We start from the raw sequence: 12,562 nt of genomic DNA, 5'->3' as shown, positions 1-12,562 counted from the left end.
CTGCGAGGGCGGCAGGAAGGATGGCCATCGGGGCGACCGTGTGACGTCCCGATCGGCGCGCGGCTGACCATTCCGTTTCAGCCCGGCAACGTGACGATGATCGGGCCGTTCCGGCTTGCCACGACGGTATGTTCGTATTGCACCACCGGTGCTGCCGGTTGGCTGTAAAGGGTCCACGCGTCATCGGCGCGCGTGACGGCCCACGATCCGCCGCGCGACAAAAACGGCTCGACGGTCAGGACGAGGCCATCATGGATCCGGCGCCGGTCACCCTTGGTGGGCCATGTCGGCACCTCTTCGGGTTCCTCGTGCAGGGCCCTGCCGACCCCGTGGCTGGCGAGGTTTCGGATCAGGCTATAGCCGCGCCTGGATGCGAAGGCACCGATGGCATGGCCGATCCCGGCCAGCGGCTTGTCGTGCCCCACCTGTGCGATACCGATATGCATCGCGCGTCTGCCATCCCGGCACAGCCGGTCGAACGACGGCTGAACCGATCCGATGGAAAAGGTCGCCCCCGTATCGGCAAAATAGCCGTCAAGGGACGCGGACACGTCGATATTCACCAGATCTGCGGCTGCAAGCACGCGTTGACCGGGGATGCCGTGGGCGATTTCCTCGTTGACGCTGATGCATGTCGCGCCGGGAAAATCATACGTGGCCTGCGGTGCCGACAACGCACCTTCCTGCGCCAGCAACTGCGCACCGATGGCGTCGAGCTCATACGTCGTCATGCCGGGCTCCATGGCCGCCGCCATGCGGTGCATCGTGTTGGCCACGATGCGGCCGATTGCCTTGAGGCCGTCCAGCTCGTCCTGATGGGTGATCGTCATGCTACATCTCATCGACTGGCCGGGAAGGTGCCATCGTCAATAGCACCGGGCGGCAGCGTTGTCCTGCCTTGCGGACTTTGGATCAAGACGCGGGCGTGTGTCCGCTCTCGCCCCGGTGGGCACGCGTCATGCCCGGTCCTGCGCAACGACCGGGCCGCCGCACCCCGCGCCTTGCAAGAACCGTCGGCCCGCTGGGCGCGGCCGCGATCAGACGCGCAGGGAGTTCGCCTTGGCCAGCGCGTCGAACTGCATCAGGGACGCGATCAGCGCGTTCATCTGATCGAGCGGGATCATGTTCGGCCCGTCCGAAGGGGCGGTATCCGGCGCCTCGTGCGTTTCGATGAACACGGCGGCGATGCCGATGCTGACGGCGCAGCGCGCCATGACAGGCGCGAATTCGCGCTGTCCGCCGCTGCTGCCGCCCTGACCGCCCGGCTGCTGCACGGAATGGGTCGCGTCCATCACCACCGGATATCCCGTCTTCGCCATGGTCGGCAGGCTGCGCATGTCGGCGACCAGCGTGTTATAGCCGAACGACGCGCCGCGCTCGGTCAGCAGGATGCGGCGGTTGCCGGTGCTTTCGATCTTGGCCACCACGTTGGGCATGTCCCACGGCGCGAGGAACTGGCCCTTCTTCACGTTGATGACGGCGCCCGTTTCGCCGGCGGCCAGCAGCAGGTCGGTCTGGCGGCACAGGAAGGCGGGGATCTGCAGGATGTCAACGACCGAGGCGACGGTTGCGCAGTGGTCGATGCCATGGATGTCGGTCAGCACCGGGCAGCCTATGGCGTCTTTCACGCCCTGCAGCACGCGCAGACCCTCGTCCATGCCCAACCCGCGCTGTCCCGTCAGGGACGTGCGGTTGGCCTTGTCGTAGCTGCCCTTGAACACGAACTGTGCCCCGGCGGCTTGACAGACCTCGGCCATGGTGCCGGCGATCATCTGGGCGTGATCGGCCGATTCCAGTTGGCAGGGACCGGCGATCACCAGCAGGGGGCGGTCGTTGCCGACGATCAGATCGCCGATGGAGACGTCGTGCATCAGTTGGTTACCTGTTCGCGAAGGACGGAAGCGGTGATCGAGATCATCAGGTAGATGCCCGAAAAGATCAGGAACGCCAAGATCGTATTCTCGAACGCCTTGGGATAGGTCGCCTCGTCGGGGGCGACGGGTTCGACGCTCAGCGACAGGTAGCGGACCTGACGGTTCGCCTCGATCCGGGCGGTTTCCATCTGCGTCAGGGCCTGCTGCGCCAGAAGCGTCTGGAAGGTATAGTTTTCCTCGGCCAGTCGCAGGTCGGTGTTGCGCGCCGCAAGCGACGTGCCGGTGGCCGTCGAATCCGTCATCTGCTGGCGCATGTCGGCGATCAGCGTTTCGATGTTGGCGATCTGGGTGCGCAGGGCGTTCACCTGCGCCTCGTTCGGGCGGGTCACGTTCAGACGGTCCTGCAGGGACAGGGTCAGGGACTGCCGCTGCGTTTCCAGCGCCGAGATCTGCTGCGTCATGGCGGCGGTTTCGCCGATGGGGTCGATCTGCTGGACGTTCTGCTGCAGGGTCAGCCACGCGGCCAGCGCATCGCTGCGCTTGGTCTCGGCGGATTCGTAGCTTTCGCGCGCGCCCGACATCTGATCCTCGCGCAGGCGCTGGGTCAGCTGGTCGACCTGTTCCTCCGCATACCCGATCAGCGCCTGAGAGAACGTCTCGCTCGCCTCCGGCGAAGGTGCGATCACGTCCATCTTCAGCATGCCTTCGGTCGGATCGTAGCTGAGCTTGACCCGGTCCTGATAGACGCTGAAGGCCGCCTCGTTCGTGGCGTCCGCGGGCAGGCGCTGGACCGGGTCGATGGATGGATCGGCGAACACTGCCTTGAACCCGTGATCTGCGTCGAGCCGCGCCATCGCCGCGCGGGACGCAAGATAGGACTGCACCGCGATGCTGTCCTGCTGCGTCGCCATCGAGGTGCCCTGAAACAGGCCGCCGAGCCCGCCCGCGCCGCCGCTGGCGGGTTCGGCCTGCTGGATGACGAATTCGGACGAGGTGGCGTACATCGGTGTGGCGATGCTGTAGTAATAGTATCCCACGGCGATCGTCGGCAGCAGCACGAAGATGGCGATGCGCGCCAGCATGTTGAACGTCCGGCGCCTGCGCCGCCGCCCAAGGTCGCGCTGGATTTTGGCGATTTCGGACAGGTGCCGTTCGCTGGGCGGGATCACATGCGGCGAGGGCAGCATCCCGGACCCATCGGGCGTGGTCTGCGGCAGCTGCACGCGTCCAGCCGGGATGCCGGGTAAAGCACCCAGTGCCGCACCCGGTGCGCGGGTACCGCCGCCCATGCGCCCGGCGTCAGGGCCGGCAGTTTCCGGTGTCACCAGTTCCAGCACGGTGGACCGCTGGAACGGATCGATCCCGTTCAGCCGCAACTGACGCACCGCATCGAAGTCCGACGTGACGGCCATGCCGTTCTTTTGCGCGACGCGGCGCGCCATGCGCAACTGGCGCCCCGTCAGCCCCTCGCGCCGGATCGCGTCGATGTCGGCACTCAGCGGCGGCATCGCATCCGCCCCGGCGTCCGGCATCGCATCGACTGGCACCGTATCGACTGGCACCGTATCGACCGGCAACTGCAGCGCCGCCATGTCGGCGTCGCGACCATAGGCATCCTGCGCCCCACCGGGTGCGGCACCCTCGGCCCGACCTGTGTCCGTCGCCGCGGCCTGCACCACGTCCTGCGCGACCCCTCCGTCACCCGGCAGGATCGGTTTGCGGATGCGGAATTTCTTAGCTGTCGGCTTCGTAGTCATAAAGCTGCTTGGCCTCTTCGAGAGTGTCGAACATGTGCAGTTTGCCGTGCCGGAGCACCGCCGCCGTGCGGGCGAACCGTTCCAGCGTCTGGGCCTGATGCGAGACGATGATGACGGTGGTCTTCTCCAGCCGCTCGCGCAGGATCTCTCCGGCCTTGCGATTGAATTCGGCGTCGGTGGTGGACGGCATGCCTTCGTCGATCAGGTAGATGTCGAAATCCAGCGCCAGCATCAACGAAAACGTCAGCCGCGACCGCATCCCCGCGCTGTAGGTGCCCACCGGCATGTCGAAGTATTCGGCGATCCCGCACAGCCAGCGGCAGAACGCCTCGATGTAGTCGGGGTCGAGGCCGTACAGCCTTGCGATGTAGCGGACATTCTCGCGGCCCGTGTGCTTGTTCACGACGCCGCCCATGAACCCCAGCGGAAAAGAGATGCGGCAGCCGCGCGTTATGGTACCTTCGTCCGGCTTTTCCAGTCCCGCCATCATGTTGATGACCGTCGTCTTGCCGGTGCCGTTGGGCGCGAGGATGCCAAGCGACTGCCCCAGTTCCACGCGGAACGACACGCGGTCAAGGATCACCTTGCGCGTCTTGCCCGTCCAGAAGGACTTGGAGACCTGATTGAATTCCAGCATTGCACGCGCCGTTCCGGCAAGACCCATCCATACACAATGATCGCGCCAATGGGTTAACCCCGTGTCACGTCAGGCGACCATGGCACCCATATGCCGCAAGATTAAGGCCAAAGACAGGCGCAAGTGGCGGTGGCCCGCCGCATTACACCCCTGTGTGAGGTGGGGTGGCGCACCTTGACCCGACCCGTCGCGGCACCACCTGCACCCAATGGAGTTGAAGGACGAGATCGCCGCCTGTCGGCTGTGCGCAGATCGCTTTGCCGCGACGGCGACGCATCATGGCCCCCGTCCGGTGGTGTGGTTCGACGGCCCGCCGCGCATCCTAATCGCCAGCCAAGCGCCCGGCGCGCGGGTCCATGCGGCCCAGACGCCGTTCTGGGACCGCTCCGGCGACCGGTTGCGCGACTGGCTGGGCACCCCGAACGAGGTGTTCTACGACCGCAGCCGCGTCGCCATCGTGCCGATGGCGTTCTGCTTTCCGGGCTATGATGCCGCCGGGTCCGACCTGCCGCCGCCGCGCATCTGTGCGGCGACATGGCGGCAGCCGGTGATGGACGCGCTGGGCCACGTGCCCCTGACCCTGCTGATCGGCGGCTATGCCCAAAGCTGGCATCTGGGCGGCAAGGCGGGCGTCACCGCCCGTGTCGCCGCTTGGCGCGACCATGCACCGCGCGTGTTCTGCTTGCCTCATCCGTCGTGGCGCAATACCGCGTGGCTGACCCGCAACCCGTGGTTCGAAGCCGATGTCCTGCCCGTGCTGCGGGCCCGCGTCCAAGAGGTGTTGACGACATGATCCTGCCAGAGATGACGACCGACCTCGACCGGGCCCATGCGGCGATGGACCAGTCGGACACCCTGCGGTTGCGGTTCTACGAACAGTTGGCCGACACCGACCTGTTCATCCTGCTGGACGCCGATCCGGTGGGCGACACGGTGACGCCACAGGTGTTCCAGATCGACGGTGCTCCGCACGTGCTGGTCTTCGACGCGGAAGAGCGGTTGTCCGCATTCACCGGCCGTGCGGCGCCATATGCGGGTCTGCCGGGGCGGGCGCTGGTGCAGATGATGGCGGGGCAGGGGATCGGCCTGGCGCTGAACCCGACCGTGGCCCCCAGCGACATGGTGATCCCCGCGGACGCGGTGGACTGGCTTGCCACCACCCTCGATCACGCACCCGAACCCGCCGAGGCGCGCCTCACCGGCGTTCACCGCCCCACCGGCCTGCCGGAGGCGGTGCTGGAGGCGCTGGATCGCAAGCTGACCCGTGCCGCCGGTCTGGCCGACCACGCGCTGCTGGTCGCCGCCGACTATGCGGATGGCGGGCGTGGCCATGTGCTGGCCTTCGTCGATGCGCCGGACACGGCGCATGGCGCACTGGCCCATGCGGCAGGAGAGGCGTTGACGTTTTCGGGCATCGACGCGGGCGTCATGGACGTGATGTTCGTCTCCTCCGCCGATCCCATCGCCCTGCGACTGGGGCGGGTGGGGCTGCGGTTCGACCTGCCGGTGCTGTCGCGTCCCACGCCCGCCGTGCCGATGGCGCCGGGGTCCGATCCGTCCGCGCCGCCGAAACTGCGCTGACGGCTCAGTAGCCCGCCGCGCGGTCCACCAGATGCAACAGTGGCGCGCCGCGCTGATCGCGGGCGATGTTGGCTGCGATGACGCGGGCGGCGCTGTCGGGCCGGGTGGCGGCGGCGACATGCGGCGTGACGGTCACGCGCGGATGCGTCCAGTAAGGGTGGCTCGGCGGTAGCGGTTCCATGCGGAACACGTCGAGCGTTGCCGCCCCGACCTGCCCGCTGTCAAGCGCCGCCAGCAACGCCACATCGTCGATCAGCGCACCGCGACCGGGGTTCACGACGAAGGCACCGGGCGCCAGCCATCCCAGGGTTTCGCCGTTCAGCACATTCTCGGTCGCCGGGGTCCGCGGCAGCAGGGTGACGACGACCTGCGCGCCTTGCAAGGCACGCTGCAACCCGTCCGCGCCCGCGTGACGGGCAACGCCCGGCACACGGCGCGGGCGCCGCGCCCATCCGGCGACCGGAAACCCCAGACCCGCCAATGCCTGCGCACAGGCCGATCCCAGCGCGCCCAGACCCAGCACCGTGACGGGGCGGTCGCGGGCCAGCGGCGGATACACCCCGACGCGCCATGTCCCGTCCTGCCCCGCCAGATGGGTGTCCATGCCCAGATGGTGGCGCAGCACATGGCCCGTCACCCATTCCACCATGCCCTGCGTCAGCCCGTCGTCCACCATCCGCGCCAGCGGTTGCGTCAGTGTGGCGTTGCCGACCACCGTCTCGACCCCGGCCCAGAGCCCAAGGACCGCACGCGTGTTCACAAAGGCCGCGAAATCCCGCACCGGCCCGTCGGGGGCGAAGACGATGTAGTCCACAACGGTGGGCGCATGGTCGCGGGACAGGTCGGCGGTCAGCCCTTCGGCCGCGAAGGCCGCTTTCAAGGGCAGCGCATAGCTGTCCCACGCCTCGTCCCCCGCCGCGAACAGGACGCGGATCATCGCGGCTTGTGCACGTGCGCCGACTGCACGAGGCCGAACGCCACCATCAGCACCATCATCGCGGACCCGCCATAGCTGACCAGCGGCAGCGGCACGCCGACCACCGGCGCCAGCCCCATGACCATCAGCATGTTGACCGAGAAGTAGAGAAAGAACGTGACCGCGATTCCCAGCGTCAGCAGGGCCGCAAAGCGGTCCTTGTTCGTGATCGCCGACACCACGCAGAACACGATGATCAGCACGTACAAGGTCAGTAGCGATGCAGCCCCGACGAAGCCGAATTCCTCTGCCAGCGTGGTGAAGATGAAGTCGGTATGCTTTTCGGGCAGGAAGTTCAGCCGGCTTTGCGTGCCCTGCATGAAACCGCGGCCCGTCCAGCCGCCGGACCCCAGCGCGATCTTGGCCTGCGTGATGTGATAGCCCGCGCCCAGCGGATCGTTCGCGGGGTCGAGGAAGGTGTCGATGCGGCGGAACTGATAGTCGCGCAGCAACTGCCACGTCGTCCCGCGGCTGGCGAAGACCGCCGCGATCCCGCCGATGCCCGCGCCGATGACGGTCGCGAAATAGGCCCAGTGCACGCCGGCCAGAAACATGACCGACGTGCCGCCGAACAGGATCATCAGCGACGTGCCCAGATCCGGCTGCACCAGCACCAGCGCCGTCGGCACGCCGACGAACAGCACCGGCAGCAGGACCCAGAACGGATGCGATGTGCGGTTTGCGGGCAGCCAGTCGTAATAGGCGGCCAGAAACATCACCACCGTGATCTTGGCCAGCTCGGACGGTTGCAGGCGGATGAACCCCAGATCGATCCAGCGCTGCGCCCCCATGCCGACCACGCCGAAAAGTTCGACCGCCACCAGCAGCAGCAGTGTGACCAGATAGGCGGCACCCGACACGTTGCGCCAGAACCAGATCGGCACCATGGCCACCCCGATCATCAGCACGATGCCCACGGCGAACCGCTTCATCTGCGGCGCCATGTAGGGGTCAGCGGAACCGCCCGACACCGAATACAGCATCAGGAACCCCGCCGACGCGACGGCGATCAGCAGAAGGACCACGGGCCAGTTCAGATACAGGATCTTGCGCAAGCCTGTGGGCACGAACTTCGTGTTGTGGGCAAGATAGCTCATCTCAGACGCGGTCCTGCGCGGGTCTGATCTGTGCGATCCGGTCGGCGATGCGTTTCTGCTGCTCGGCGATGGCCGCCCGATCCGCCTCGGGATAGGCATCCAGCGGCGGCGGGCCGTCATACAGCGCCTGCAGCATGATGTCGCGCGCGATGGGCGACGCGGCGATCGAGCCGCCACCGCCGTGTTCCACAACGACGGCGATGGCGAACCGAGGGTTCTCTCGCGGGGCGTAGCAGACGAACAACGCATGATCGCGCCGTTCCCACGGCAGGTCCTCGTTGCTGATGACCCCCCGTGCGCGTTCCTCGGCGGTGATGCGGCGGACCTGGCTGGTGCCGGTCTTGCCCGCCATCTCGTAGCCCGCCGTCACGATCCGCGCCCGTGCGCCGGTGCCGCGCCGGTCGTTCACCACCGAATCCATCGACGCGCGGCAGCGGCGCAGCATGTTTTCGTTCACGGGCAGCACGTCACCCAGTCCGCTGGGTTCCTCGACACCGCCGATGGATTTCACCAGCCGCGGCGTGACCATGCGACCGGTCGCGATCCGTGCGGTCATGATCGCCAGCTGCAACGGCGATGCCAGCACGTAACCCTGCCCGATGGACGCGTTGACGGTGTCGCCGATGCGCCAATCCTCGCCGTAGGTTTCGGTTTTCCACGCCTTGTCCGGGGCGAGGCCCGTCGAAATGGCCGACAAGGGCAGGTCGTGGCGCACGCCGATGCCGAACATCCGGGCGAACTCCGCCATCTTGTCGATGCCGACCCGCTGGCTGACCTCGTAATAATAGCAGTCGCAGGAATACTTCAGGCTGTCGTGAAAGTTCACGTTGCCATGGCCCGCGCGTTTCCAGCAGTGGAACCGGCTGCCACCCACTTCGGTGTAGCCGGGGCAATAGATCGTCTCGTCGGGGCTAATGACACCCATTTCGAGGGCGGCCAGCGCCGTCACCATCTTGAACGTCGATCCGGGCGGATAGGCACCCTGCACGGCCTTTGCGGCCAGCGGGCGGTAGATGTCCTCGTTCAGCCCGGTCCAGTCCTTGACCGAAATGCCGCGCACGAACAGGTTGGGATCGAACGACGGCGCCGAGGCGATGGCCCGCAGGTCGCCATTCTCGAGGTCCATGACGACGGCGGCGGCGCTTTCGCCGTCCATCCGGGCCTGCGCATAGGATTGCAGCCGCTCGTCCAGCGTCAGCTGCACGTCGCGGCCCGGCTCGCCGCTCTGACGGTCGATCTCGCGCATGACGCGACCCAGCGCATTCACCTCGATCCGCTTGGTGCCCGCGGTGCCGCGCAGGATCTGCTCCAGCTTGTTCTCGGCCCCGGTCTTGCCGATCTGGAACCGCGGGATCTGCAGCAGGGGGTCCTGATCCTCGATCTGCGACAGGTCATAATCGCTGACCGGCCCGACATAGCCCACCACGTGACCCACGTCCGCGCCGTAGGGGTAGCGGCGTGACAGACCCACCTCGGCGCTGACGCCGGGCAGGGCGGGGGCGTTGATGTTGATCTTGGCCACGTCGTCCCAGCTCAGCCGTTCGGCGATGGTGACGGGCACGAAGGACGACAGCTTGGCCATGTCCTCGCGGGCGCGGGCGATGTTTTCGGGCGGGATCGCCACGATGCTTTGCAGGCGGGCCAGCACGGCATCCACGTCGCCCGCATCCTCGCGCACCATGACGACGCGGTAGTTCTGTTCGTTCTCGGCCAGAGGAATGCCGTTGCGGTCAAAGATCAGGCCGCGCGCAGGCGGCACGAGGCGCACGTTGATGCGGTTCTCGTCCGCCAACAGACGGAACTGGTCGGCCTGGTCGATCTGCATCGACCGCATCCGCCATCCCAGCACGCCGACGACGCCCAATTGCGCTGTGCCCAACAGCAGCGCGCGACGGCCGATTTGACGGCTCGAGAATTCGTTGTCCTTGGCCGGTCGCTTCATAGTCTGTGCCCCAGGCTGTCCACCTGACCCGGCGCAGGCCGGTCCAGTCCGAAAAAGAGGTGCGCCACCGCCACCACCAGCGGATAGACCGCAATGGTCATCGCCATCTGGATCAGGCTCAGCGCCAACGGCGCCTGCGGCATCATCGTGATCAGCAGCGCCAACCGGTTGGCCAGCGTGACGACCACGATCCCCACGGCCACGCTACCCCATTCCAACGCATAAGACACGTTCCGCAATCCACGAGAGCGTGATCGCAGCGCCTCTGTCAGCAGCAGCACAAGTGCTGCCCACAGGCCGGGCGGGCGCTGGAACAGCAGGTCGGTCAGAAAGAACACGCCGATGACGACGCCAAAGGGGACGTATTCCGGCCTGCGCACCACAAACGCGAGCGTCAGCGCCAGCAGCAGATCGGGTGCGGCCCAGCGGGCGGGCGCCGTGTCGATGGGCAGCAACTGGACAAAGATCACCGCCGCCGCCAGCGCCAGATAGACCGCGCGGCCGGTCCAGACGCGGGCTGCCGGGTTGTCAGCCATCGTCGCCCGCCTGCGCCGTCAGCGGCAGGTCGTCGGGCGACAGGCCGGGTGCGGCAGGCCCATCGGTGTACAGCACGTCCTGATCCGTCACGTCCTGATCGGACAGGGGCCGCACCGGGCCGATCAGCCCGGTTTCAGGCGTCAACAGGCTGCCGGGGTCGATGATGTCCTCGTGCGGGTGGGCGCGCAGGACGCGCAGGAATTCGAGCCTGCCGTAATCCGCAGCCAGCCTGACCCGCAGGCGGCGGTCGCTGCCAAGGGCGACCTGGCCCACCAGCAGGTCGGCGGGAAACACGCCGCCGTCGCCGGATGAGACGACCCGGTCGCCGGGGCGCACCAGATCCGCATTCTCCAGATACTCGATCGGCGGGTTCAGGGTGTTGTCGCCCGCAAGGATCGCCTTCTGTCCCGACGGCTGGATCGTCACCGGGATGCGGCTGGACGTGTCGGTCAGCTGGATCACGCGGCTGGTGTTGCGCCCCACACCGCTGATGCGGCCCACCAGACCGATACCATCCATCGCGGGCCAGCCATCGACGATGCCGTCGCGCGAGCCTACGTTCAGCAGTACCGACTGGCGGAACGGCGATCCGCTGTCGGTCATCACCACGCCGGTGACATATGTCAGCTGCGGATCGAGGCGGACGTTGTTCAACTCCAGCAGGCGGGCGTTCTCCTGCTCCAGTTGCAGGGCCGCTTCCTTCCACGCCTTCATCTGCTGCAATTCGCGGCGCAGGTTGCCGTTCTGCTCGCTCAGCGCGGCATAGCTGCGAAAGTCGCCGACCAGTTCCACGACCCCGGTCACCGGTGCCATCGCCCAGTCGAAGGACGGCACGACGGCGTCGATCACCGCGGCGCGGAACCGTTCCACACGCGGGCTGTCGATGCGCCAGATCAGGAACACGCCCAGCAACAGCACGACGCCGACGCCCACCAGCAGGCGGCGCATCGGTGCGAAGTATTCGTCGTGGGCGTTACGGTCGCGGGCCAAGGGTCAGCACCTTTCGGTCAGCTGTCGTAGTCGATCACGTGGCGAAGCTGCTTTTCGTATTCCAGCGCCTTGCCGGTCCCGAGTGCGACGCAGTTCAGCGACTCGTCGGCGACCGAAATGGCCAAGCCTGTCTGCTCGCGCAGCGCCAGATCGAGCTGCCCCAGCAGCGCGCCACCGCCCGTCAGCATCACGCCACGGTCCACGATGTCGGCGGCCAGATCCGGCGGCGTCGCCTCGAGCGCGGTCATCACCGCCTCGCAGATCTGCTGCACGGGTTCGGCCAGCGCCTCGGCCACCTGCGCCTGGCTGATCTCGGTTTCCTTGGGCACGCCGTTCAGCAGGTCGCGGCCGCGGATGAACATGGACGCGCCGCGCCCGTCGTCTGGCATTCGCGCGGTGCCGATGCTGGTCTTGATCCGTTCTGCCGTGCTCTCGCCGATCAGCAGGTTATGCTGGCGGCGCAGATAGTTGATGATCGCCTCGTCCATGCGGTCGCCGCCGACGCGGACCGACCGGGCATAGACGATGTCGCCAAGGCTCAGCACCGCGACCTCTGTGGTGCCGCCGCCGATATCCACGACCATGTTGCCGGTGGGGTCGGTGATCGGCATGCCTGCCCCGATCGCCGCCGCAATCGGTTCCGCGATCAGGCCGCAGCGCCGTGCGCCGGCCGACAGGACCGACTGGCGGATCGCCCGTTTTTCCACGGGCGTGGCGCCGTGCGGCACGCAGACGATGACCTTGGGCTTGGAGAAGGTCGACCGTTTGGTCACCTTGCGCATGAAATACTTGATCATTTCCTCGGCCACGTCGAAGTCGGCGATGACCCCGTCGCGCATGGGCCTGATCGCTTCGATGCTGCCGGGCGTGCGGCCCAGCATCAGCTTGGCGTCCTCGCCCACGGCCAGCACCTTCTTGATGCCGTCCTTGACGTGATAGGCCACGACCGAGGGTTCGGACAGCACGATGCCGCGCCCCTTGATGTAGACCAGCGTGTTCGCGGTGCCGAGGTCGATGGCCATGTCGGATGAAAACAGGCTGTGCCAGATCGCCATGTGATGGCCTTCCCCAAGTCGAAACGGTTGTGACGCTCGCGTGATTCCGCGCGGCGTCAAGTGTGCGCCTTATAGGGACAAGCCCTGCGCAAATGAAAGCCCCATGGCGGACACCG

General features: G+C 67.0%; 12 protein-coding genes. 2 read left to right on the top strand and 10 right to left on the bottom strand.

What is annotated here, in order from left to right:
- Positions 1 to 77: 77 nt before the first annotated feature.
- The 4 genes from map to BMX16_RS04950 form a co-directional block, all read right to left on the bottom strand.
- The gene (gene map, locus BMX16_RS04965) at positions 78 to 830 is read right to left on the bottom strand and encodes a type I methionyl aminopeptidase (RefSeq protein WP_089899578.1); all 753 of its coding nucleotides are present in this window, start codon (positions 828 to 830) and stop codon (positions 78 to 80) included.
- A gap of 207 nt (positions 831 to 1,037) precedes the next feature.
- A complete protein-coding gene (kdsA, locus tag BMX16_RS04960) occupies positions 1,038 to 1,871 on the bottom strand; it encodes a 3-deoxy-8-phosphooctulonate synthase (protein WP_089899575.1) in 834 nt (277 codons plus the stop codon).
- Positions 1,871 to 3,631, bottom strand: a complete 1,761-nt coding sequence (locus BMX16_RS04955; protein ID WP_089899570.1) for a KpsE/RkpR family capsule polysaccharide export protein — start codon at positions 3,629 to 3,631, stop codon at positions 1,871 to 1,873. Before BMX16_RS04955 ends, kdsA begins: the two co-directional genes overlap by 1 nt.
- Positions 3,609 to 4,268 carry an ABC transporter ATP-binding protein gene (locus BMX16_RS04950; protein ID WP_089899567.1) on the bottom strand — a complete coding sequence of 220 codons (660 nt, stop codon included), beginning with the start codon at positions 4,266 to 4,268 and terminating at the stop codon, positions 3,609 to 3,611. Before BMX16_RS04950 ends, BMX16_RS04955 begins: the two co-directional genes overlap by 23 nt.
- A gap of 208 nt (positions 4,269 to 4,476) precedes the next feature.
- Between BMX16_RS04950 and BMX16_RS04945 the strand changes: the two genes are divergently transcribed.
- Positions 4,477 to 5,061, top strand: coding sequence for a uracil-DNA glycosylase family protein (locus BMX16_RS04945; RefSeq protein ID WP_089899564.1), 585 nt, complete (start codon positions 4,477 to 4,479; stop codon positions 5,059 to 5,061).
- Positions 5,058 to 5,849 carry an SseB family protein gene (locus tag BMX16_RS04940; RefSeq protein ID WP_245731336.1) on the top strand — a complete coding sequence of 264 codons (792 nt, stop codon included), beginning with the start codon at positions 5,058 to 5,060 and terminating at the stop codon, positions 5,847 to 5,849. Before BMX16_RS04945 ends, BMX16_RS04940 begins: the two co-directional genes overlap by 4 nt.
- A 4-nt stretch (positions 5,850 to 5,853) precedes the next feature.
- Here BMX16_RS04940 and BMX16_RS04935 read toward each other — a convergent pair whose 3' ends face one another.
- Genes BMX16_RS04935 through BMX16_RS04910 form a run of 6 tightly spaced genes read right to left on the bottom strand, consistent with a single transcriptional unit; the run spans position 5,854 to position 12,446 of the window.
- Complete coding sequence (locus tag BMX16_RS04935) at positions 5,854 to 6,786, bottom strand: 2-hydroxyacid dehydrogenase (protein ID WP_089899561.1); 933 nt, start codon at positions 6,784 to 6,786, stop codon at positions 5,854 to 5,856.
- Positions 6,783 to 7,922, bottom strand: coding sequence for a rod shape-determining protein RodA (gene rodA, locus BMX16_RS04930; RefSeq protein WP_089899558.1), 1,140 nt, complete (start codon positions 7,920 to 7,922; stop codon positions 6,783 to 6,785). Before rodA ends, BMX16_RS04935 begins: the two co-directional genes overlap by 4 nt.
- Position 7,923: 1 nt before the next feature.
- The gene (gene mrdA, locus BMX16_RS04925; protein ID WP_089899555.1) at positions 7,924 to 9,864 is read right to left on the bottom strand and encodes a penicillin-binding protein 2; all 1,941 of its coding nucleotides are present in this window, start codon (positions 9,862 to 9,864) and stop codon (positions 7,924 to 7,926) included.
- On the bottom strand, positions 9,861 to 10,400 hold the full coding sequence (locus tag BMX16_RS04920) for a rod shape-determining protein MreD (protein ID WP_089899552.1): 540 nt from the start codon (positions 10,398 to 10,400) through the stop codon (positions 9,861 to 9,863). The genes mrdA and BMX16_RS04920 overlap by 4 nt, the downstream gene beginning before the upstream one ends.
- Entirely contained in the window at positions 10,393 to 11,391 is a 999-nt protein-coding gene (gene mreC, locus BMX16_RS04915) for a rod shape-determining protein MreC (RefSeq protein ID WP_089899549.1), read from the bottom strand. Before mreC ends, BMX16_RS04920 begins: the two co-directional genes overlap by 8 nt.
- 17 nt (positions 11,392 to 11,408) lie before the next feature.
- Positions 11,409 to 12,446 carry a rod shape-determining protein gene (locus BMX16_RS04910; RefSeq protein WP_089899546.1) on the bottom strand — a complete coding sequence of 346 codons (1,038 nt, stop codon included), beginning with the start codon at positions 12,444 to 12,446 and terminating at the stop codon, positions 11,409 to 11,411.
- Positions 12,447 to 12,562 lie beyond the last annotated feature (116 nt).

This window comes from Loktanella fryxellensis, from assembly GCF_900110065.1.
In the GTDB taxonomy this organism is placed as follows: Bacteria; Pseudomonadota; Alphaproteobacteria; order Rhodobacterales; family Rhodobacteraceae; genus Loktanella; species Loktanella fryxellensis.
This window is presented reverse-complemented; position numbering and strand designations above follow the sequence as displayed.

Coding starts and splice junctions, on each gene's coding strand:
- map (WP_089899578.1), bottom strand. CDS start 830: ATGACGATCACCCATCAGGACGAGCTGGACGGCCTCAAGGCAATCGGC.
- kdsA (WP_089899575.1), bottom strand. CDS start 1,871: ATGCACGACGTCTCCATCGGCGATCTGATCGTCGGCAACGACCGCCCC.
- BMX16_RS04955 (WP_089899570.1), bottom strand. CDS start 3,631: ATGACTACGAAGCCGACAGCTAAGAAATTCCGCATCCGCAAACCGATC.
- BMX16_RS04950 (WP_089899567.1), bottom strand. CDS start 4,268: ATGCTGGAATTCAATCAGGTCTCCAAGTCCTTCTGGACGGGCAAGACG.
- BMX16_RS04945 (WP_089899564.1), top strand. CDS start 4,477: ATGGAGTTGAAGGACGAGATCGCCGCCTGTCGGCTGTGCGCAGATCGC.
- BMX16_RS04940 (WP_245731336.1), top strand. CDS start 5,058: ATGATCCTGCCAGAGATGACGACCGACCTCGACCGGGCCCATGCGGCG.
- BMX16_RS04935 (WP_089899561.1), bottom strand. CDS start 6,786: ATGATCCGCGTCCTGTTCGCGGCGGGGGACGAGGCGTGGGACAGCTAT.
- rodA (WP_089899558.1), bottom strand. CDS start 7,922: ATGAGCTATCTTGCCCACAACACGAAGTTCGTGCCCACAGGCTTGCGC.
- mrdA (WP_089899555.1), bottom strand. CDS start 9,864: ATGAAGCGACCGGCCAAGGACAACGAATTCTCGAGCCGTCAAATCGGC.
- BMX16_RS04920 (WP_089899552.1), bottom strand. CDS start 10,400: ATGGCTGACAACCCGGCAGCCCGCGTCTGGACCGGCCGCGCGGTCTAT.
- BMX16_RS04910 (WP_089899546.1), bottom strand. CDS start 12,446: ATGGCGATCTGGCACAGCCTGTTTTCATCCGACATGGCCATCGACCTC.